At 67.7% G+C, this 21,320-nt stretch carries 16 protein-coding genes; 14 read left to right on the top strand and 2 right to left on the bottom strand.

What is annotated here, in order from left to right; all coding sequences use genetic code 11:
- Positions 1-2 precede the first annotated feature (2 nt).
- Positions 3-2,345 (top strand): methyl-accepting chemotaxis protein, encoded by a 2,343-nt coding sequence (locus tag ACL58G_RS08775; protein WP_440966356.1) that lies wholly within the window; start codon positions 3-5, stop codon positions 2,343-2,345.
- Between the two features lie 19 nt (positions 2,346-2,364).
- Positions 2,365-7,794 (top strand): Hpt domain-containing protein, encoded by a 5,430-nt coding sequence (locus tag ACL58G_RS08780; protein WP_440966358.1) that lies wholly within the window; start codon positions 2,365-2,367, stop codon positions 7,792-7,794.
- 87 nt (positions 7,795-7,881) lie between these two features.
- Here ACL58G_RS08780 and ACL58G_RS08785 read toward each other — a convergent pair whose 3' ends face one another.
- The gene (locus ACL58G_RS08785) at positions 7,882-9,330 is read right to left on the bottom strand and encodes a cryptochrome/photolyase family protein (protein ID WP_440966360.1); all 1,449 of its coding nucleotides are present in this window, start codon (positions 9,328-9,330) and stop codon (positions 7,882-7,884) included.
- A 220-nt stretch (positions 9,331-9,550) separates the two neighbouring features.
- Here ACL58G_RS08785 and ACL58G_RS08790 point away from each other — a divergent pair, with 220 nt between their 5' ends.
- The 6 genes from ACL58G_RS08790 to ACL58G_RS08815 all read left to right on the top strand — a co-directional run bounded on the left by ACL58G_RS08790 (position 9,551) and on the right by ACL58G_RS08815 (position 14,186).
- Complete coding sequence (locus ACL58G_RS08790; RefSeq protein WP_229482057.1) at positions 9,551-10,165, top strand: YqgE/AlgH family protein; 615 nt, start codon at positions 9,551-9,553, stop codon at positions 10,163-10,165.
- Between the two features lie 102 nt (positions 10,166-10,267).
- Entirely contained in the window at positions 10,268-10,663 is a 396-nt protein-coding gene (ruvX, locus tag ACL58G_RS08795) for a Holliday junction resolvase RuvX (RefSeq protein WP_440966362.1), read from the top strand.
- Complete coding sequence (pyrR, locus tag ACL58G_RS08800; protein WP_413382258.1) at positions 10,647-11,183, top strand: bifunctional pyr operon transcriptional regulator/uracil phosphoribosyltransferase PyrR; 537 nt, start codon at positions 10,647-10,649, stop codon at positions 11,181-11,183. Before ruvX ends, pyrR begins: the two co-directional genes overlap by 17 nt.
- Positions 11,176-12,141, top strand: a complete 966-nt coding sequence (locus ACL58G_RS08805) for an aspartate carbamoyltransferase catalytic subunit (protein WP_025511864.1) — start codon at positions 11,176-11,178, stop codon at positions 12,139-12,141. Before pyrR ends, ACL58G_RS08805 begins: the two co-directional genes overlap by 8 nt.
- Complete coding sequence (locus ACL58G_RS08810; RefSeq protein ID WP_413382263.1) at positions 12,138-13,424, top strand: dihydroorotase; 1,287 nt, start codon at positions 12,138-12,140, stop codon at positions 13,422-13,424. The genes ACL58G_RS08805 and ACL58G_RS08810 overlap by 4 nt, the downstream gene beginning before the upstream one ends.
- On the top strand, positions 13,425-14,186 hold the full coding sequence (locus tag ACL58G_RS08815; protein WP_440966365.1) for a lysophospholipid acyltransferase family protein: 762 nt from the start codon (positions 13,425-13,427) through the stop codon (positions 14,184-14,186).
- A gap of 118 nt (positions 14,187-14,304) precedes the next feature.
- On the opposite strand, the gene ACL58G_RS08820 is transcribed toward ACL58G_RS08815, so the two are convergent.
- Positions 14,305-15,150 (bottom strand): symmetrical bis(5'-nucleosyl)-tetraphosphatase, encoded by an 846-nt coding sequence (locus tag ACL58G_RS08820; RefSeq protein WP_440966366.1) that lies wholly within the window; start codon positions 15,148-15,150, stop codon positions 14,305-14,307.
- Between the two features lie 232 nt (positions 15,151-15,382).
- On the opposite strand from ACL58G_RS08820, the gene ACL58G_RS08825 reads away from it, so the two are divergent.
- The 6 genes from ACL58G_RS08825 (at position 15,383) to ACL58G_RS08850 (ending at position 21,304) form a co-directional block, all read left to right on the top strand.
- Positions 15,383-16,477 carry a glycosyltransferase family 4 protein gene (locus ACL58G_RS08825; RefSeq protein WP_413337415.1) on the top strand — a complete coding sequence of 365 codons (1,095 nt, stop codon included), beginning with the start codon at positions 15,383-15,385 and terminating at the stop codon, positions 16,475-16,477.
- 86 nt (positions 16,478-16,563) lie between these two features.
- Positions 16,564-16,890, top strand: coding sequence for an H-NS histone family protein (locus ACL58G_RS08830; RefSeq protein ID WP_056130024.1), 327 nt, complete (start codon positions 16,564-16,566; stop codon positions 16,888-16,890).
- Between the two features lie 197 nt (positions 16,891-17,087).
- Positions 17,088-18,470, top strand: coding sequence for a phosphomannomutase/phosphoglucomutase (locus tag ACL58G_RS08835; RefSeq protein WP_413382272.1), 1,383 nt, complete (start codon positions 17,088-17,090; stop codon positions 18,468-18,470).
- Entirely contained in the window at positions 18,470-19,441 is a 972-nt protein-coding gene (waaC, locus tag ACL58G_RS08840) for a lipopolysaccharide heptosyltransferase I (protein ID WP_440966369.1), read from the top strand. Before ACL58G_RS08835 ends, waaC begins: the two co-directional genes overlap by 1 nt.
- Entirely contained in the window at positions 19,441-20,703 is a 1,263-nt protein-coding gene (gene waaA, locus ACL58G_RS08845) for a lipid IV(A) 3-deoxy-D-manno-octulosonic acid transferase (RefSeq protein WP_413382278.1), read from the top strand. Before waaC ends, waaA begins: the two co-directional genes overlap by 1 nt.
- A gap of 103 nt (positions 20,704-20,806) precedes the next feature.
- On the top strand, positions 20,807-21,304 hold the full coding sequence (locus tag ACL58G_RS08850; RefSeq protein ID WP_413382281.1) for a YcxB family protein: 498 nt from the start codon (positions 20,807-20,809) through the stop codon (positions 21,302-21,304).
- Positions 21,305-21,320 lie beyond the last annotated feature (16 nt).

A 21,320-nucleotide genomic window follows, 5' to 3' on the forward strand; every position in this document is an offset into this window, starting at 1 on the left:
GCATGGGATTCGTATCCAAACTGTCGATGAATTTCTTCCCCAAGGACGGGGGCGGCGACGCGCAGGCGTCCGGCACGGTGCTGGCGTCGCCCGACACGCAGTTCGGCCCCGGCACGGTACCCGCCGGCCCGGTCAGCGGCACGCCATCGACGGGTTCCGCCGATGACGCCGCGCGGCGCCTCGGCCAGCTCGCCCGGCGCAAGCGCCGCCATGCGGAGGAAGCTGCCAGCGGAACGGCCGGTGGCGACGACGACCTGCGCCTGCCGCTCATCGGCCATCTGTCCCTGCCGCGCCAGCTGCGCATCCTGCTCGTCGCCTTCGGCATCGGTATCCTGCTCACGCTGCTGTCGCTGTGGCGCAATGCCGGCAGCGGCGCGATCGCCAGCGGCCAGACCCAGATCGCCAGCGAAGCGCTGATGCACTCGCAGCGCGTGGGCAAGGCCGCGCCGAACGCGATGCAGGGCGTGCCGGACGCGTTCACGCAGTTGCAGGACAGCCGCATCGCCCTGTCGCACGACCTCGACCTGCTGGCCCGCGGCGGCGACTTCAACGGCAACGCGATTCCCGCATCGTCGGGCGACCTGGCCGCGCAGCTGGCCGCCGTGCGCAAAAAGTGGAACGTATCCGACGCGGCCGCCGCCAGCATCCTCAAGATGAAGCCGGAGCTGGTCGCCTTCGACAAGAACCTGAAGCAGCTCGACGTGCTGGCGCCGGACATGCTGGCGCTGACGGAAGACATCCTCACCGAACGCACGGCGCGCGGCGGCAGCGCACGCGAACTGGCGGCGCTGGGCCGCATGATGATGCTGACGCAGCGCCTGTCGCGCAGCGCCAGCGAATTCCTCACGTCGGGCGGCATCCGTCCCGAGACCGCGTTCCAGATGGGCCGCGACACGACCACGTTCCGCGCCACCGTCGACGGCCTGCTGAACGGCAGCGCCGCGCTGGGCCTGGCCCCGCTGCGCGACCCGGAGCTGCGCGCCAAGCTGGAAGAAGTGCGGTCGAAATTCGACATCTGCCAGAAGCTGATCTCCACCTTCCTGGATAAACTGTCCGACATGACGGCCGCCAAGGCCGCCGAGCAGACGATCTTCCGCGACAACGAGACGCTGCGCCGCCAGCTGACCGGCCTGCAGGCATCGTACCGCGCCGGCGCGGGCAGCACGGACATGTGGCTGTGGGTGCTCGTGGCGGCATCGATCTTCACCCTCGTCACGGCGGGCAGCATCTCGCGCGTGATGCTGCAGGATTCGCGCAACCGCACCCGCGGCGCCGACGCGCGCCGCCAGGAAGCGGAGGCGATGCGCCTGCTGGCCCAGGCCAAGGAAGAGGAAGCCAAGGCCACCAACGACCAGAACCAGGCCGCGATCCTGCGCCTGATGAACGAATTGCAGGAAGTGGCGGACGGCGACCTGACGGTCTATGCCGCCGTCTCGGAAGACATCACGGGCGCCATCGCCGACTCCGTCAACTACACGGTGGAAGAGCTGCGCGGCCTCGTCGTGCGCGTGATCGATACGGCGGAACAGGTGACGCAGGCGTCGAACGACGCGCAGCAGGTGTCGAGCCGGCTGCTCGTCGCGGCGGGCCAGCAGGCGCGCGAGATCCAGGACACGTCGGCCACGATGCTGCGCATGGCCGGCGAGATCACGGACGTGTCCAGCTCCGCGAAGGAGTCGGCCGAGGTGGCGCGCCAGTCGGTGGCGGCGGCGGAGCAGGGCGCGACGGCGGTGCAGAACGCCATCCGCGGCATGGGCGAGATCCGCGAGCAGATCCAGGAAACCTCCAAGCGCATCAAGCGCCTGGGCGAATCGTCGCAGGAGATCGGCGAGATCACCGAACTCATTTCCGACATCACGGAGCAGACCAACGTGCTGGCGCTGAACGCCGCGATCCAGGCCGCGTCGGCCGGCGAGGCGGGACGCGGCTTCTCGGTCGTGGCGGAAGAAGTGCAGCGGCTGGCGGAACGGTCGGCCGAAGCGGCCAAGCAGATCGGCGCGCTGGTGCGCACCATCCAGACCGACACGCACGACGCCGTGGCGGCAATGGAAAAGTCGACGCAGGGCGTCGTCGAGGGCGCGCGCACGACCGACGCGGCCGGCGCCGCGCTGGCCGACATCTCGCGCGTGTCGAACCGCCTGGCGGAGCTGATCCAGGGGATGGCGGTCGCCGCGGGCTTGCAGGCGACGTCCGCGAACGGCGTGGCGCATAATATGCAGCACATCCTCGCGATCACCGAACAGGCACAGGGCGGCACGCAGCAGACCGCGCAGTCGATCCGGCAGCTGGCGGCGCTCGCGCAGGAACTGAAGAATTCGGTGTCGCGCTTCCGCGTCGCCGCCTGAGCATCTCACTTTTGCCCACATGACCCAGTTTTCGCACGCATCCGCCGCACCGCCTTTCGACACCGGCCCCCTGTCCTGGGTCATCGGTGAAATCCGCGATGCCCTCGGGCGTTCCGCCAAGGCGTTGCAGGATGCGGCTGGCCGCACGCCGGAAGCGCAGCCCACGCTGCTGCTGCATGCCAAGTCGCACCTGCACCAGGCCCACGGGGCACTGCAGATGGTCGACGTGGCCGGCGTCGAACGCCTGAGCGAGGCGGCCGAACAGGTCATCGACCGCTTCAAGGATGGCACGCTGGCGCTCGAGCTTGAGCGTGCCGGCGCCGTGGGCGAGGCGTATCGGGCGCTGGTCGAATACCTGGAAGAGTTGCTGGACGGCGCGGCGCCGCAGCCCGTGCGCCTGTTCCCGTACTACCGCGCGCTGCAGGAGTTATTGGGCGTAGAAAGGGTGCACCCGGGCCAGATGCTCGTGCTGGATCTCGCCCCGGCGCTGTTGCCGGCTGGCGGCGCCGGCCCGATGCCGGACTACGCCGCGACCCGCGCCGCATTCGAAAAGGCGCTGCTGCCGTTCCTGCGCAGCCAGGACGTCGACGCCCAGCGCGCCCAGGCGGCCGCGATGCGCGAGGCGCTGGCGGGCGTCGTCGACGGCCAGCCGCAGGCGGAAAATCATGCGTTCTGGCTGGCGCTGCAGGCCGTCGCCGACCTCGTCGCGACCGGCCAGGTGGCGCCCGACCTGTATGTAAAGCAGCTGTTCGGCCAGATCAACCTGCAGCTGCGCCGCCAGGCGCAGGGCCATACGGAGCTGCCGGAAGCGCTGCTGCGCGACGCGCTGTTCTTCATCTCGGCCGCGCCCGAGCCGACGCCCGAGGCGCGCCAGCTGCGCGACGCTTACCACGTCGGCGGCCAGGTGCCGGCCGATTACCTGGAACGCCGCTACGGCAAGGTCGATCCGGAGGTGCTGAAGGATGCCAAGGAAGCGCTGATCGAGACCAAGCAGGGCTGGGACCGCGTCGCCACGGAAGGCGGCGACGCGACGGGCGGCGGCTTCAACGAGGCGTTGGCGAAGCTGGCCGGCGCCAGCGAGAAGCTGGGCGCACCGCAGCTCGCGCACCTGCTGCGCGAACTGGGGCAGGCCGCCAGCGAATCGATGGCGGGCGGCCGCAGCGACCAGTTCAGCCTCGAGATGGCCGAGGCCATGCTGTTCGTCGAGCACGGCCTGGACCAGGTGCGCCAGCTGCCCGAGGACTTCGGCCAGCACGCGGAAGCGGTCGGCCAGCGCCTGCTCGCGCTCGCGCACGGCGAGACCCCGCCGGACGCGCCGGTGTGGCACGGCGAGATGGCGCGCGAGCTGCAGCAGGGCCAGACCGTCGCGGTGCTGGCGGGCGAGATCCGCACGGGCCTGCGCCAGGTCGAGAAACTCATCGACGACTACTACGAAGACCCGGCACGCATTGCGTCCCTGGAACAGGTCGCCCCGCTGCTGCACCAGCTGCAGGGCGCGCTGGCCATCCTCGACCAGGAGCAGGCCACGCAGGCCGTCGGCCACGTGCGCGCCCAGGTACGCGCGCTGATCGAGACGCCGCCGGATGCCGCGGCGCGCGGCGCCGTGCTGGACAACCTGGCGCGCAACATCGGCGCGCTCGGCTTCTTCACGGACGCGCTGGCGCAGAACGTCGACGGCGCGCGCCGGCGCTACCGCTTCGACGCGGCCGCGGGCCTGTTCCACGAGCTGCCGCTCGAAGCACAGGCCGAAGCACAGGCGCCTTCGGAGCCGCAGGCTGCGCCGGAGACGGCACCGGATGCCGTCGACGCCGAACTGCTGGAGATCTTCATCGGCGAGGCGCGCGAAGTGCTGGACGTCGTCGGCACCGCATTGCCGGCCGCCGAAGCGAATCCGGCCGACCAGGACACGCTGACCCGCCTGCGCCGCGGCTTCCACACGCTCAAGGGCAGCAGCCGCATGGTGAACCTCGAGCAGTTCGCCGCGGCGGCAGCGGCCATCGAAAAGGTCATGAACCTGTGGCTGGCCGAGGCGCGCGCCGCCACGCCGGACCTGCTGGCACTGCTCGCGCAGGCGCATGCGGAGCTGGGCGCGTGGGTCGACGAACTCGCGGCCGGCGGATCGCGGCGCGATGGCGCGGCGCTCGTGCAGGCAGCCCAGCGCGTGCAGGAGGGTGGGCCGTTCGCGCTGGCGGAAGCGCCGGCGCCGCTCGTATCGACGCCGGAGGTGCCTGCGGTCGATGCGCCGGCCGAGCTGGCACCGGAAACGGTCGGCGCGCTCGATGCCGTGCCCGCCGCATCCGAGCCGCCGCCGGAACCGGTCGAACCGGCCGCCGGCTTCGACGTCGCACCGGACGAGGCGCCCGCGCCGCTGCCGGCCCTGTCCACGGACGAGCTGCCGGACAACGTGCTCGCGTTCCCCGTGTCGGAAGCGAACGTGCGGCACGTGGGCGACCTCGAGATCCCGCTCCCGCTGTACAACATCTACCTCGGCGAGACCGAGGAACTGGTGCGCACGCTGGCCGAGGACTTCGCCGGCTGGCGCGCGGAACCGCTGCGCGCCGTGTCGGCGCAGGCCCTGAAGGCGGCGCACACACTGGGCGGCACGTCGGCCACCGTCGGCTTCAACGCGCTGCGCGAACTGGCCGCGGCGCTGGAAGAAGCGCTGCAGGTGGCCGTCCCGCCGCTGGACGGCGCCCAGTTCGACCTGCTGGACGAAACGGTCGAGCGCGTGCGCATCATGCTGCAGGTGTTCGCGCTGGGCGAGCTGGCGCCCGCGCAGCCGGAACTGCTGGCGCGCCTGGAAGCGCTGCGCGATGAGCTGGGCCGCCAGCGCGCCGACGCCGTCATCGCCGACGCCGAGCCGGAACTGGCGCAGCGCCTGGACGCGCTGTTCGCCGCCACGTATGCCAGCATCCTGGCGGATCCGCCGCTCATCACCGGCACGCCGGCGCTGCCCGCCAGCACGGAACTGGCGCCGCGCACGCCGGCACCGCACCAGGAAGATCCGGCCGTGAGCGCCGTCGACGATCTGTTCGATGCCTATTTCGACGATCCGTTCGCCGCGCCCACGCTGGAGCAGGCCGAACCCGCGCCCGCACCGGTCGAAGCGGACGAGGTCATCGACGTCGATGCGCTGTTCGACATCCCGGTGCCCGAACCCGAGCCCGAACCCGAGCCCGAACCCGTCGCAGAACCGGAAGCGGACGCGGTGCTGGCCGCAGAGCCGGTATTCGTCGACGACCTCGACCCGGACCTGCTGCCCGTCTTCATGGAAGAAGCGGCGGACCTGCTGCCGCAGATCGGCAACGGCCTGCGCCAGTGGCAGCAGAACCCGGCCGACGTGGCCGTCGCGCAAGGCCTGCTGCGTGCCCTGCACACGGTGAAGGGCAGCGCGCGCATGGCCGGCGCGATGCGCCTCGGCCAGCACACGCATGCGCTGGAAACGCAGATCGAGAACATGCTGCACGCCGGGACGACGAATCCGGCCGCCTTCGACGAACTGCTGGCCAACTACGACCAGGCGCAGCTGCTGTTCGAGCAGCTGCAGCAACCGGGCGCGCCGGTGCTCCAACCTGCTCCGGCAGCGGAACCCGCGCAGCCGGCGCCGCCCGCGGACGAGCAGGCCGCGCGCGCACCGCTCGTGCGCGTGCGCGCCGACATCCTCGACCGCCTCGTCAACCAGGCCGGCGAGGTGTCGATCACGCGCTCGAAGCTGGAGACGCAGGTCGGCACGCTGAAGGGCATGCTGGCCGAGTTCTCCGACAACCTCGCCAACCTGCGGCGCCAGCTGCGCGAGGTGGAGATGCAGGCGGAATCGCAGATCGCGTCGCGCCTGTCGATCGCGGGCGAGCGCGAATTCGACCCGCTCGAGTTCGACCGCTTCACGCGCCTGCAGGAGCTGACGCGCATGATGGCGGAGAGCGTGAACGACGTCGGTTCGTTCCACGACGGCCTGGCGCGCACGGTGGAAGCGGCGGCCGACGACCTGGCCGCGCAGTCGCGCCTGACGCGCGAGCTGCAGCGCGACCTGATGCGGGTGCGGATGGTGCCGTTCGCGAGCCTCTCGGAGCGCCTGTTCCGCGTCGCCCGCCAGACCGCCAAGGAAATGGACAAGCGCGTCAACCTGGACATCCGCGGCGGCGGCGTCGAGATCGACCGCAGCGTGCTGGAACGCATGGCAGCGCCGTTCGAACACCTGCTGCGCAACGCCATCGTGCACGGCATCGAGCCGCGCGGCCAGCGCCTGGCGGCCGGCAAGCCGGAGACGGGCGAACTGCTCGTGCAGGTGAGCCAGCAGGGCAACGAAGTCGAGATCCGTTTCGCCGACGATGGCGCAGGCCTCGACCTGGGCCGCATCCGCGCCAAGGCGGCGTCCCTCGGGCTGCTGGCCGACGGCGAGGACGTGTCCGACCAGGACGCCGCCGAGCTGGTGTTCGAGCCGGGCTTCTCGACGGCGGACACGCTGACCGAACTGGCCGGCCGCGGCGTCGGCATGGACGTCGTGCGCTCGGAAGCGCGCGCGCTGGGCGGCCGCGTCGACGTCGAGACGACGCCGGGCCGCGGCGCCGCCTTCGCCATCCACCTGCCGCTCACGCTGGCCGTCACGCAGGTCGTGCTCGTCGCCAGCGGCCCGCGCACGCATGCGCTGCCGGCCGTGCTGGTCGAGCAGGTGCTGCAGGTGCGCGAGGCCGACCTCGATGCGGCCTTCGCCGCCGGGGCGATCAACGTCCACGGCGAGAACGTCCCGCTGCACTACCTGCCTACGCTGCTGCACGAACCGGGCGGCGCATGGCAAAAAAGCGGCGGCCAGCGCTCGTCGCCGGTGCTGGTCCTCAGGAGCGGCAACACGCGCGTCGCCGTGCGGGTGGACGAGGTGCTGGGCAACCGCGAGGTCGTCATCAAGAACATCGGGCCGCAGCTGGCGCGCATGCCTGGCATCGCCGGCGCCACCGTGCTCGGGTCGGGCGAGATCGTACTGATCCTCGATCCGGTGCAGCTGGCCGGCTCGGGCGCGCGTCCCGGCCATGTCGCGAATACAGCGGCAACCGCGCCGGCACCGGCGCCGGCCGCGCGCATCGCGACCATCATGGTCGTCGACGATTCGCTCACCGTGCGCAAGGTCACCCAGCGCCTGCTGGAGCGCGAGGGCTATCGCGTGCTGCTGGCCAAGGACGGCGTCGACGCGCTCGAGCAGATGCAGGAGACGCGCCCGGACCTGATGCTGGTCGATATCGAGATGCCGCGCATGGACGGCTTCGACCTCACGCGCCACGTGCGCGGAGACGCGGCCACTTCGGCGCTGCCGATCATCATGATCACGTCGCGCACGGCGGACAAGCACCGCAACGTGGCGCTGGGGCTTGGTGTCGATGCTTATTTTGGCAAGCCGTATCAGGAGGATGCGTTGCTGGCGGCGATTACGGGGTTGCTCGAAACTCGTAACACATGAACGTCGCCCCGCGGAGGCGGGGGCCCAATTTGCACGCGTTTCGGCCGCGCATGCAGAACTTGGATCCCGCCTCCGCGGGGATGACGTTTACAGGTCACGGATCGCCTTGAAGCGCGCGAGTGTTTTCTCTCTCGCTGCTTCGTGGTCCACCACCGGCACCGGATAATCCTTCCCGAGCACGACGCCGGCCTTCTGTAAAACCTCCGGCTGCGCCAGCCACGGCGCATGAATGGCCGCCCCGCTCAAGCCGGCCAGCTGCGGCAGGTACTGCCGGATGAACTCTCCATCCGGATCGAACCGTTTCGACTGCGTGACGGGATTGAAGATGCGGAACCACGGCTGCGCATCGCATCCCGTCGACGCCGCCCACTGCCAGCCGCCGTTGTTCGACGCCAGTTCGTAATCGTTCAGCTTCAGCGCGAACCAGCGCTCGCCGCAGCGCCAATCGATGCCGAGGTCCTTGGTCAAAAAGCTGGCCGTCACCATGCGCAGGCGGTTGTGCATGAACCCCGTGCGTTCCAGCTGCAGCATTGCGGCGTCGACGAGCGGATAGCCCGTGCGGCCCGCGCACCACGCGTCGAACAGCGCATCCGCTTCCGCACCGTCGTCCCACGCGACGGCGTCGAAGGCGGCCTTGAACGATTGCGTGACGACGCGCGGATGGCGTGCCAGGATCATCATGTAGAACTCGCGCCAGATCAGTTCCGCCAGCCACACGGGCGCCCCTGGACCGCCCGTGCCGTCCACGATGCGTGCCTGCAGCATCGCGACGAGGCGGCGCACCGACAGCGTGCCGAAACGCAGGTGGATCGACAGGCGCGACGTGGCCTCCAGCGCCGGGTAGTCCCGGTCGTGGTCGTAGCGCGCGAGGCGCTGCCCGAATTGCGCCAGCAGCGCCCCCGCGCCCGTCATGCCGGGATGCGCGATGGGCGCCGCGTTCGGGACGAAACCGAGATCCGCGAGCGCGGGCAGGGCGTGGTCCGCGGGCGGGGGCGCGAGCGCGCCCGCGTGCGGTGCCGTCTCGTACGGCCGCAGCGCCTCCGGCTCGCGCGCGAGGCGTTTCAGCCACGCGTTCTTGTACGGCGTAAAAACCGAATAGGGGCCGCCGGCCAGCGTCAATACTTCATCCTGTTCGAAGATGACTTGATCCTTGAACGTCTGCAGGCTGCGGCCGGCCGCGCGCAGGGCATCCTGCACGGCGCGGTCGCGGGCGATGGCCTGCGGTTCGACATCGCGGTTGGTAAATACGGATTCCGCGTCGAGCGCGTCGGCCAATTCCGGAATCACCTGCGTGGCGCGCCCGTGCCGCACGATGAGATAACCTCCCATTGCATGCAGGCGCGCATCCAGCTCGCGCACGCTGTCGAGCAGAAATTGAACGCGCCGGTCGTCGGACGGCAGGCCGGCCAGGATGTCCGTATCGAACACGAACACGCCAACCACCCGGCGTGAGGAGAGCAGGGCGTGATGCAGCGCGGCATGGTCGTCCACGCGCAAATCGCGCCGGAACCAGACGAGCGAGTTTCTCAGAGTCATCTTCTGTGTGTTGAGTCAATGCAGTCCAAAATTTTACTGTCTACCATCTCTCAGGTTTGCCCCGCCGAGCGGCTTCCGTGGCCGGTCGGGCAATTCGGTGTAAACTAGCGAAAAGTCCAGCTTTTCAGCTTCAGGTACCGCGGTAAACCCGGAGAGTGAGCCAACAGAGAGTATGAGCATGAAAAAAAGTAAGGTCGGCAAGCCTCTAACCATGCCCGGGATGCCCCAGGAAGATACGCCTCTCCTCGGCACGTTGAGCGCATCCACGTCCCAGCTGAACCTGGCTAATCATTTCCTGATTGCCATGCCGTCCATGAATGACCCGATCTTCGGCGGCACTGTCGTGTATATCTGCGAGCACAACGAGAAGGGCGTACTCGGCGTCGTCATCAACAAGCCCACCGACATGACCATGGACGTGCTGTTCGACCGCATCGACCTGAAAGTGGCGGAAGGGCTGCGCGCCAGCGTCGAGGACGAGCCTATCATGTTCGGCGGCCCGGTCCAGGACGACCGCGGCTTCGTGCTGCATTCGCCCGGCGGCCGCTATTCCTCGTCGCTGAGCGTCACCGACGACGTCGCGTTCACGACGTCGATCGACGTGCTGGAAGCCGTCGCCAACGGCACCGGCCCGCGCCGCATGCTCGTCTCGATCGGCTATGCGGGGTGGAGTCCGGGCCAGCTGGAAGAAGAGATTGCCCGCAACGGCTGGCTCACGGTGAGCGCCGACGCGCGCGTGCTGTTCGACCTGCCGATCGAGGAGCGCTACAACGCGGCCATCAAGCTGCTGGGGATCGATCCCCTCATGCTCGCGTCGGAGGCAGGTCATGCCTGATGCGGTGGTGGGGTGGGCATCACTGTGCCCACGCGAACGCCAACCAAGCGCAGACGTCACGCGTGGGCACGAGGTGCCCGCCCTACGGAGCGACAAGCGGTAATGGTCGACATCGTTCTAGGCTTCGACTTCGGCATCAAGCGCATCGGCATCGCCATGGGGAATACCCTGACGGGACAGGCGCAACCGCTGTCCGTCATCAAGGCGGTCGACAATGCGACCCGCTTCAAGGTCATCGGCGACCTGATCGAACAATGGTGCCCTGCGCGCCTCGTCGTGGGCGAGCCGCGCCATCCGGACGGCGCGGAGCACGACATGACCCTGCGTGCGCGCCGCTTCGCGAATCAACTGAACGGCCGCTTCAACCTGCCCGTCGAACTCGTCGACGAGCGCTACTCGTCGGCCGTCATTCCCGCCAGGCGCGGCGAGATCATCGACGCCAAGGCCGCCGCCATCATTTTGCAACAATACTTTGACGATCATGCCAACTCATATTAACGACGCGGACAGGACAGACAACTTCGATGCCGAGGCCCTGTACCGCGACCTGCTCGCGCAGGTGCGCGCGGGTCTTACGGGCGTGCCCGATGCCGCCATCGTCGGCATCCACTCGGGCGGCGCCTGGCTCGCGGAACGTCTCGCGGCCGACCTGGGCCTGCAATCGCGCCTGGGCTTCATCGACGTCTCGTTCTACCGCGACGACTATGCCCGCAAGGGCCTGCATCCGGACGTGAAGCCGACCCGGATCGAATTCAACGTCGACGGCGCGACCATCGTGCTCGTCGACGACGTGCTGTACACCGGCCGCACGGTGCGCGCTGCCATCAACGTGCTGTTCGACTTTGGGCGTCCGCAGCGTATCATGCTGGCCGCGCTGGCGGACCGCGGCGGCCGCGAACTGCCGGTGGCGGCCGATTTCGTCGGCGCGCACGCACAGCTTGCCCCTGGCCGCTCGCTCGCGCTGGCCCGCGCAGCAAACGGCCAACTTTCGCTCACGATCGAAGACGACAATGCATAACCCGCAACTGAACAAGAACGGCGAACTGCAGCACCTCCTTACCATCGAGGGACTGCCCAAGGCCATCATCAACCACATCCTCGACACCGCCTCGAGCTTCGTGAGCATCTCCGACCGCGAGGTCAAGAAGGTGCCGCTGATGCGCGGGAAAAGCGTCTTCAACCTGTTCTTCGAAAATTCGACGCGCACGCGCACGACGTTCGAGATCGCGTCGAAGCGCCTGTCGGCCGACGTCATCAACCTGAACATCGCCGCCTCGTCGACGAGCAAGGGCGAATCGCTGCTGGACACGATCGACAACCTGTCGGCCATGCACGCCGACATGTTCGTCGTGCGCCACGCGCAGTCGGGCGCGCCGTACCTGATCGCCAAGCACCTGAACGATACGAAGCAGAACCACGTGCACGTGGTGAACGCGGGCGACGGCCGCCACGCGCACCCGACGCAGGGCCTGCTCGACATGTACACGATCCGCCACTACAAGAAGGATTTCACGAACCTGCGCGTGGCCATCGTCGGCGACATCCTGCACAGCCGCGTGGCCCGTTCGGACATCCACGCGCTGACGACGCTGGGCGTGCCGGAAGTGCGCGCCATCGGCCCGCACACGCTGCTGCCGGGCGGCCTGGAACAGATGGGCGTGCGCGTGTTCACGAACATGGACGAGGGCCTGAAGGACGTCGACGTGATCATCATGCTGCGCCTGCAGAACGAGCGCATGTCGGGCGCGCTGCTGCCGTCGGCCGGCGAGTATTTCAAGAGCTACGGCCTGACGCCGGAGCGCCTGGCGCTCGCGAAACCGGACGCCATCGTGATGCACCCGGGCCCGATGAACCGCGGCGTGGAGATCGACTCGGCCGTGGCGGACGGCGCCCAGGCCGTGATCCTGCCCCAGGTCACCTTCGGTATCGCGGTCCGCATGGCGGTTATGAGTATTTTGGCTGGAAGTCACGCATGACGAATTTACATATCAAGAACGGGCGCCTGATCGACCCGGCGGCCGGCCTCGACGCCGTCCAGGACCTGTACATCGCCGACGGCAAGGTCGCCGGCATCGGCAACGCCCCCGCGGGCTTCACGGCCGCGCGCACGATCGACGCCGCGGGCCTCGTCGTCGCGCCGGGCCTCGTCGACCTCTCCGCCCGCCTGCGCGAACCGGGCTACGAATACAAGGCCACGCTGGAATCGGAAATGCAGGCCGCGGTGCAGGGCGGCGTGACGACGCTCGTGTGCCCGCCCGACACCGACCCCGTGCTGGACGAGCCGGGTCTCGTCGAAATGCTCAAGCACCGCGCGCGCCTGCTGAACCAGGCCAACGTGCATCCGCTGGGCGCGCTGACGGTCGGTTTGAAGGGCAAGGCGCTGACCGAGATGGCCGAGCTGACGGAAGCCGGCTGCATCGGCTTCGCGCAGGCCGAGGAACCGATCACGGACACCACCGTGCTGCTGCGCGCCATGCAGTACGCGAAGACGTTCGGCTACACCGTGTGGCTGCGCCCGCAGGACCCGTTCATCGGCCGCGGCGGCATCGCCCACAGCGGCCCGCTGGCGTCGCGCCTGGGCCTGTCCGGCGTGCCGGTGATGTCCGAGACGATCGCGCTGCACACGATCTTCGAGCTGATGCGCGCCTCCGGTGCGCGCGTGCACCTGTGCCGCATCTCGTCGGCCGCCGCGCTGGACCTGATCCGCGCCGCCAAGAAGGAAGGCTTGCCGGTCACGTGCGACGTCGGCGTGCACCACCTGCACATGACGGATGCCGACATCGGCTTCTTCGATTCCAACGCGCGCCTCACGCCGCCGCTGCGCAGCCAGCGCGACCGCGACGCGATCCGCGCGGCCGTCCAGGACGGCACCGTGGACGCCGTCTGCTCGGACCACACCCCGGTCGACGACGACGAGAAGCTCCTGCCGTTCGCCGAGGCCTCGCCCGGCGCCACCGGCCTGGAACTGCTGCTGGCGCTGATGCTGAAATGGGCGGCGGAGCAGGGCAACGACGCGAAGGCGCTTATGACCGCGCTGGCGAAGATCACGAGCGATCCGGCACGCATGGCGGGCCTGTCCGCCGGCACGCTGGCACAGGGCGCAAGCGCGGACGTCGTGCTGTTCGATCCGGACACGCGCTGGACCGTCAACGCGGCCGCCCTCGCGAGCCAGGGCAAGCACACGCCGTTCCTCGGCTACGAACTGGCGGGCCAGGTGAAGGCGACGATCGTCGCCGGCCACGTCGCGTTCGAACGCTGATTGAAGATCCGGCTTGCGTGGCGCCTCGCGCGCCTCGTCCTCCACCTCGTCCAGGGCCTGGCCACCTGCGCCCTCGTGTTCCCGTGGGCGGGCGATGCCCTGCGCGAGCGCCTGATCCAGCGCTGGTCGGCGCGCCTGCTGGGCATCTGCCGCGTGCGCCTCGAGCGCGTGCCGGGCGAGGACTCGCTGGCGCATGCGCTCATCGTCGCGAACCACATCTCGTGGCTCGACATCTTCGTCATCAATGCCGTGCACCCTTGCCGCTTCGTGGCCAAGGCCGAGATCCGCGCCTGGCCCGTCGTCGGCTGGCTCGTCGCGCAGGCGGGCACGGTGTTCATCGCGCGCGGCAACCGGCGCGACCTGCGCCACATTTTCAAGGGCCTCGTGGAGGCCCTCGGCCAGCGCCGCCGCGTGGCGTTCTTCCCGGAGGGGACGACGGCCAGCCAGGGCACGGTGCTGCCGTTCCACGCGAATCTGTTCGAAGCCGCCGTCGACGCCGCGGTGCCCGTGCAGCCGGTTGCGCTGGCTTACGTCGATGCGTTCGGCGCGTGGCATCCGGCCGTCGACTACACGGGCGAGACGACGTTCGTCGACAGCATCATGTGCATCCTCGGCGGCGAGCCGGTCGTCGCGCGGCTGGCCTGCCTGGCGCCGATCCCGGCGGCGGGCGCGCACCGGCGCGAGCTGGCGCAGGCGGCGCATGATGCGATCGCGGGGGCGCTGGGGCAGGGCGCAACCTCCGGCGATCAGATAACCCGTTAGCCTAAAGACCGGCATTGCCGGAAATGACTTCCCGCGCAGGCGGGAATCCAAGTTCGAGCGTATCGAAACGCATGCAAAATTGGGTCCCCGCCTGCGCGGGGACGACGTTGTGTTTGCCTTACTTCTTCCCGCCGTGCACCCGATACTCGGGACAATCCACCTGCAACATCGACCGGTCATCCAGGCACACGGCCGTCAGCTTGCCACCCCACACGCAGCCGCTGTCCAGTCCCACGAGATTCGGCCGCAGCACGAGCCCGAGCGCCGACCAGTGTCCGAACACGACGGTGACATCGAGCGTGCGGCGGTTGGGCAGGTCGAACCAGGGTTGCAGGTCCGTGCCTTCCGGCCCCTTGTCGCTTTCCTTGTGATGGAAATCCATGCGGCCGTCCGGCCAGCACAGGCGCATGCGCGTGAGCGCGTTGACGATGCAGCGCAGGCGGGCGATGCCCGTCAGGCCGTCGTCCCAGCGGTCCGGCTCGTTGCCGTACATCTGGCCGAGGAAGTCGGTCCAATGGTCGCCGCGCAGGACAGCCTCGACTTCCGCCGCCAGCGCCATCGTCTGCGCGGCCGTCCACTGCGGCGCCACTCCGGCATGTACCAGCAGGTGGGCATCGACGAACATGGCGAGCGGGCGGCGGCGCAGCCAGTCGATCAATGCATCGAGGTCGGGCGCGGCGAGGATCTCGTCCAGCGTGTCGGACCGGCTCATTTTCTGGGCGCCGACGGCCACGGCCAGCAGGTGCAGGTCGTGGTTGCCGAGCAGGGCGTCGACACGGCCATCGCTCGTTTCCGCCAGCGCCTTCATGCGGCGCAGCGCGCCCAGCGAATCGGGGCCGCGGTTGATCAGGTCGCCGACGAACAGGATGCGCGTACCTGGTCCCGCCGTCGCGTCGATTCGGTCCAGCAGCAGGCCGGCTTCATGGGCGCACCCTTGCAGGTCGCCGATTACATAGGTTTTCATCTCGCTCACATTCGATTTTGCAGGATCGATACTAATCGATTCTTCCGGGTTTCGTACGGCGGCCACAGCCGACGGAATTACCGATTGTAAATTGTCTTGCCCCTCAGTCAAAGTTCCGGTATTTCGTAATTCCTCGATCGGACGACAGTCTGCGCGCGTACACTGCCGAGGTCCGGTTTGCCAGCGACTATTCCGGTACAATCCCGCACGATTGCATTTAAAAAATAATAAAATGTTTTCCTTCATCGTAAGTTTTGTCGTGTCCGCGCTGCTGACGCTCCTCGTCGTCAAGCATTCGAAATTGCACGGCCCCGCACTCGACAATAATTTCGACGGCGTGCAGAAGGTCCATCTGCATGCGGTGGCGCGGATTGGCGGATTGCCGATCTTCCTCGCGGTGGCCCTGACCGCCGGCATTTCCGTATGGCGGGTGCCCGGCCTCGGTTATTGGCTGGTCTCGCTGCTGGGTTGTTCGGGGATCGCATTCGCCGGCGGTATCGTCGAGGACTATACGGGGAAGGTGCGTCCGTCGCGCCGCCTGATATTGACGATGGTCGCCGCGTTCCTCGGCTATCTCGTGCTGGACGCGAAGATCGCGCGTCTCGATATGCCTTTCGTGAGCTGGAACCTCGATTCGCTGTGGCTGATATTGCCGCTGACCGTACTGGCCGTTGCGGGCATTGCGAACGCGGTGAATATCATCGACGGGTTCAATGGCCTGGCCAGCGTCGTCACGATCTTCATGCTGCTGTCGCTCGCTTACGTGGGCTGGCAGGTGGGCGACATGTTCGTGCTGGTGTCCGCGCTGACGGTTGCGGGTGCAACGGCCGGTTTCCTCGTCTGGAATTATCCCGTCGGCCTCATCTTCCTCGGCGACGGCGGCGCTTATTTCATCGGATTCATGCTGGGCGAACTGGCCCTGCTGCTCGTGATGCGCAATCCCCAGGTATCGACGTGGTATGCCGTCTTGCTGCTGATTTATCCGGCATTCGAAACCATATTTTCCGTTTACCGCCGAATGTTTGTGCGTGGGAAATCTCCTACCATGCCAGATGGAATCCACCTGCACAGCCTGATTTTCCGGCGTATCGTGCAATGGACCGTCGGTCGCAAAGAAGCCCGCGCGCTGATGAAAAGGAATGCGCGTACTTCGCCATACCTGTGGCTGTTTTCCCTCACTGCCGTTATCCCTGCAACCGTGTTCTCGCAAAATACCGGAATTTTGATATTCTTCTGTCTGTTGTTCATTATCAGCTACGTATGGTTGTACGCGCGTATCGTGAGATTCAAGTCGCCGCGCTGGCTGATTTGGCACAAAAAACACTGAAGAAATTTCAGTTGTAGTATATTGCGAGCATTGGTGATTATTCGATAAAATCCCTTACACCTAGACTCTACATATAAGGAATCAAGATGGATCTGTCTAATTTGTCCTTGGGCGATTTGCGCAACCTGCAGGAGCAGATCAAGCAGGAAATGAAAAAACGCGAGGTGCAGGAAGTGCAAAAGGCGCGTGAACAGATCATGGCCATCGCACAGAGCGTCGGCGTACCTTTGAAAGACCTGATCAGCGCCAGCGGCCGTGGCGGCAAATCGGCGGGTGCGAATGCCGGTTCCGTCGCCGTCCGTTATCGCAATCCGGACAATGCCTCGCAACAGTGGACCGGTCGCGGCCGCCAGCCGAAATGGGTCAAGGAATGGGTCGAAGGCGGTAAATCGATGGACAAACTGCGCGTCTGATTCCGTTTCATATCGTTCCGAGTGCGCACGTTCTGTGCGCCTCATCGCGCTTGTTTGCGCATCCAGTACACCGGTAATCCGGCCCCGGCGGCCCGGCTTGCCGTTACAATATCCCTTTTTCCAATCCCGACCCAACCGGCGTTCGGAATGCCCGTGCGTGCGCATTCCGTTGCCCCGTCCAGCAAGGTAGATAATCCATGGTTTCTCTCTCGAAAACGATCTTCAAGGCTTATGACATCCGCGGCGTCATCGGCAGCACGCTCGATGCGGGGATCGCACGCCGCATCGGCCAGGCGTTCGGCGCCGCCGCGCTGGCCAAGGGAGAACGCACCGTGATCATCGGCCGCGACGGCCGCCTGTCCGGCCCGGAGCTGGCCAAGGCGTTGGCCGAAGGCCTGCAGGCCGCCGGCGTGGATGTCGTCGACCTGGGAATGGTTGCCACGCCGATGGTGTATTTCGCCACCAACGTGCTGGGTGCGCGCTCGGGCATCATGGTCACCGGCAGCCACAACCCGCCGGACTACAACGGCTTCAAGATGGTGCTGGCCGGCGAGGCGATCTACGGCGACGCCATCCAGGCTTTGTACCAGGCCATCGAACGCGACGACTTCCAGCCGGCCGCCCAGCAAGGTAATTACTCGACGCACGACATCAAGGCCGCCTACGTCGAACGCATCGTCGGCGACGTCAAGATCGCGCGTCCGATCAAGATCGCGGTCGACTGCGGCAACGGCGTGGCCGGCATGGTCGCCGGCGACCTGTTCCGCGCGATGGGCTGCGACGTGATCGAATTGTTCTGCGACGTGGACGGTCACTTCCCGAACCACCACCCGGATCCGGCGCACCCGGAAAACCTGCAGGACCTGATCGAATGCCTGAAGACGACGGACGCCGAGATCGGCCTCGCGTTCGACGGCGACGGCGACCGCCTGGGCGTCGTCACGAAGGACGGCCAGATCATCTTCCCGGACCGCCAGATGATGCTGTTCTCGCAGGACGTCCTGTCGCGCAATCCGGGCGCCGAGATCCTGTACGACGTGAAGTGCACGCGCCACCTGGGGCCGTGGATCGAGCAGCACGGCGGCCGTCCGCTGATGTGGAAGACGGGCCACTCGCTCGTCAAGGCCAAGCTGAAGGAAACGGGCGCGCCGCTGGGCGGCGAGATGAGCGGCCATATCTTCTGGAAAGACCGCTGGTACGGCTTCGACGATGGCCTGTACACGGGCGCGCGCCTGCTCGAGATCCTCACGCGCGAAACCGACCCGTCGGCGCTCCTCAACGGCCTGCCGATCGCGTCCAGCACGCCCGAGCTGCACCTGCACCTGCAGGAAGGCGAGAACTTCGCGCTGATCGACAAGCTGCGCGCCGAAGCGGAATTCCCGGGCGCGGACCGCATTGTCGACATCGACGGCCTGCGCGTGGAATACCCGGACGGCTTCGGCCTGGCGCGCGGCTCGAACACGACGCCCGTCGTCGTGCTGCGTTTCGAGGGCGAGAATCCGGAAGCTCTTGAGCGCATTCAGCGTGATTTTGCGCGTGTGATCCTGGCCGCCAAGCCAAACGCCAAGCTGCCGTTCTGATGAAGATCCTGCTGGTGCGGGTGTCGTCGCTGGGCGACGTCCTGCACAATCTCCCGATCGTGGCCGACATCCGGCGCCACTTTCCGGATGCCCAGGTCGACTGGGTGGTGGAAGAGGGCTACGTCAGCCTCGTGAAGCTCAACCCGTACGTGCGCAAGGTGATCCCGTTCGCGCTGCGGCGCTGGCGCAAGGGACTCGGCCAGGCGGCCGTGCGCGCGGAGCTGCGCGGCTTTTTCCGCGACCTGCGCGCCGAGCAGTACGACTACGTGTTCGACACGCAGGGCCTGATCAAGACGGGCATCGTGATGGCCTGTGCCCGCGGCAGCCAGAAGATCGGCCTGGCCAACGGCACCGAGGATTCGGGCTACGAAGGCGTCTCGCGCATCTTCCACAGCCGCAGCATCGCCGTCGAACCGCGCACGCATGCGGTGGCGCGCGGACGCCAGGTCGTGGCCGCGGCGCTCGGCTATGCCGTCGACACGCCGCCCGATTTCGGCCTGCCGGCACCCGACGGGGAGGCGCGTCCCGCCTGGATGCCGGCGGACGACTACGCCGTGTTCTTCCACGGGACCGCGCGCGACGCGAAAAAATGGCCGACGGCGCACTGGATCGCGCTTGGCCAGACGCTCGCGCCGATGACGATCCTGCTGCCGTGGGGCGCGCCCCGCGAGAAGGAAGAGGCCGAGCGCCTGGCGGCCGCGCTGCCGAACGCGCGCGTGCTGCCGAAACTGTCGATGATGGATGCGGTGGAGCTGGCGCGCCACGCGGCCCTGGCCGTCGGCGTCGACACGGGCCTCACGCACATCGCCGCCGCCTTCGTGCGGCCGACGGTCGAGATCTATGCCGATTCGCCGCGCTGGAAGACCGAGGGCAACTGGTCGCCGCGCATCGTCAATCTGGGCGACACCGGTGCGCCGCCGTCGGTCGACGAGGTCGTGGCGGCCGCGCGGCGCCTGCTGGAGAGCCGCTGATGCGCGTGCTGTACTCGCTGATGTGGTGGCTGGCGCTGCCGCTCGTGCTGGGCCGCCTGTGGTGGCGTGGGCGCCGTGAACCCGGCTACCGCACGCACATCGGCGAGCGTCTCGGCTTCTACGGCCGTCGACTCGAGCGCCGCCCGACCATCATGGTGCACGCCGTCTCGGTCGGCGAGACGCGCGCGGCAGAACCGCTGGTCGAGGCCCTGCTGGCCGCGCGCCCCGACGCGCGCATCCTGCTCACGCACATGACGCCCACCGGCCGCGCCACGGGCAAGGCGTTGTTCGGCAAGCATGGCGACCGCGTGATCCAGTCGTTCCTCCCGTACGACACCGGCTTCATGGTCGGCCGCTTTCTGCGCCATTTCGAGCCCGCGATCTGCATCCTGATGGAGACGGAAGTGTGGCCGAACCTGATCCACGGCTGCGCGCGACACGGCGTGCCGGTGGCGCTCGTGAATGCGCGCCTGTCCGAAAAATCGCTGCGCCGCGGCCGCAGGATCGGCACGCTGATGACGGATGCGGCCCGCGCGATCACGCTGGTGGCCGCGCAGACGGATGCGGACGCCGAACGCATCGTGTCGCTGGGCGCCCCGAAGGTCGCCGTCACGGGCAGCATCAAGTTCGACGTCGTGCCGCCGCAGGCCGCGCTGGACACGGGCGCGATGCTGCGCGCGCGCTTCGCGAACCGCCCCGTGCTGCTGTGCGCGTCCACCCGCGAAGGCGAAGAGGCCCTCATCCTCGGCGCGTACAAGGCCCTGGACCAGCGCCCGGCGAACATGCTGCTCGTGCTGGTGCCCCGTCATCCGCAGCGCTTCGACGAGGTGGCGCGCATGGTCGAGGAACGCGGATTGAGCCTCGCACGTCGATCAAGACTGCCGGAACACGTGGACACCGACGTGCTGCTGGGCGATTCGATGGGCGAGATGTTCGCCTATTACGCCGCATGCGACTGCGCCTTCATCGGCGGCAGCCTGCTGCCGCTGGGCGGCCAGAACCTGATCGAAGCGTGCGCGCTGGGACGTCCGGTGCTGGTCGGCGAACACACCTTCAACTTCCTGCAGGCGACCGAGGAAGCCGTCGCCGCGGGCGCCGCGCTGCGCCTGCCCGATGCGCCGGCGTTGCTGCGCGCGGCCGCGGGCCTGCTCGATGACGACGGCCGCCGCGCCGCCATGGGCGCCCACGCCCAGGCTTTCGCGGCCCGCCATCGCGGCGCAACAGTGCGCACTGTTGAACTCTTGCAACAAATTATCGCTTAGCTTTTGTTACCATTCTCTTTAGATTAGAAAACGAAAGGGGATGCACATGTTGTGGTCAAATCGCTCGCGAGCGGCCGGCCACTCGGATGGCGGGGCCGCGCTTTTGGACCAGCCTGACGCCGCGGATCTCGGTGCCGACGCGATGCCGGCAGCCACGATCCCGGTCGTGCATCCGCCGGCAGAACGTTACCGTCTTCATTTCTGGGTGCGTTACTCGTTCGCCGAGTACGTGCGCTTCATGTGGGAGCATGGCGGTTACCTGATCCGGCGCCGCCATATCCGCTGGCCGATGGGCGTCTATTTGCGCCTGAAAAGCACGCTGTCGGCGGCCACGCACTTCGTGCTGCTGCAGCGCGGGAAGCGCACCTACGAATTCCAGATCGACCAGCACGGCATCGTGCGCACCAGCGACACGGGCGTGAGCCTGATCGACTGGAGCGACGTGGAGCGCATCCGCACGTATTCGAACGGCTTCATGATGATCCTGAAGCGGGGCACCCTGCCCATTCCGTTCCGGTGCCTGAACAAGGACGAGGTCAGCGCGATGCGCGGGATCGTCGAGGCGCGTGCGGCGGGCGAATTGCAGTTCCGCGCCTCATAGACTACGATTTGCCGAT

Source organism: Massilia sp. GER05 (genome assembly GCF_052056005.1).
Lineage (GTDB): Bacteria > Pseudomonadota > Gammaproteobacteria > Burkholderiales > Burkholderiaceae_D > Telluria > Telluria orientalis.

Bases quoted from the DNA above. Each gene is read 5' to 3' on its own strand.
- ACL58G_RS08775 (WP_440966356.1), top strand. From the start codon at position 3: ATGGGATTCGTATCCAAACTGTCGATGAATTTCTTCCCCAAGGACGGG.
- ACL58G_RS08780 (WP_440966358.1), top strand. From the start codon at position 2,365: ATGACCCAGTTTTCGCACGCATCCGCCGCACCGCCTTTCGACACCGGC.
- ACL58G_RS08785 (WP_440966360.1), bottom strand. From the start codon at position 9,330: ATGACTCTGAGAAACTCGCTCGTCTGGTTCCGGCGCGATTTGCGCGTG.
- ACL58G_RS08790 (WP_229482057.1), top strand. From the start codon at position 9,551: ATGCCCCAGGAAGATACGCCTCTCCTCGGCACGTTGAGCGCATCCACG.
- ruvX (WP_440966362.1), top strand. From the start codon at position 10,268: ATGGTCGACATCGTTCTAGGCTTCGACTTCGGCATCAAGCGCATCGGC.
- pyrR (WP_413382258.1), top strand. From the start codon at position 10,647: ATGCCAACTCATATTAACGACGCGGACAGGACAGACAACTTCGATGCC.
- ACL58G_RS08805 (WP_025511864.1), top strand. From the start codon at position 11,176: ATGCATAACCCGCAACTGAACAAGAACGGCGAACTGCAGCACCTCCTT.
- ACL58G_RS08810 (WP_413382263.1), top strand. From the start codon at position 12,138: ATGACGAATTTACATATCAAGAACGGGCGCCTGATCGACCCGGCGGCC.
- ACL58G_RS08820 (WP_440966366.1), bottom strand. From the start codon at position 15,150: ATGAAAACCTATGTAATCGGCGACCTGCAAGGGTGCGCCCATGAAGCC.
- ACL58G_RS08825 (WP_413337415.1), top strand. From the start codon at position 15,383: ATGTTTTCCTTCATCGTAAGTTTTGTCGTGTCCGCGCTGCTGACGCTC.
- ACL58G_RS08830 (WP_056130024.1), top strand. From the start codon at position 16,564: ATGGATCTGTCTAATTTGTCCTTGGGCGATTTGCGCAACCTGCAGGAG.
- ACL58G_RS08835 (WP_413382272.1), top strand. From the start codon at position 17,088: ATGGTTTCTCTCTCGAAAACGATCTTCAAGGCTTATGACATCCGCGGC.
- waaC (WP_440966369.1), top strand. From the start codon at position 18,470: ATGAAGATCCTGCTGGTGCGGGTGTCGTCGCTGGGCGACGTCCTGCAC.
- waaA (WP_413382278.1), top strand. From the start codon at position 19,441: ATGCGCGTGCTGTACTCGCTGATGTGGTGGCTGGCGCTGCCGCTCGTG.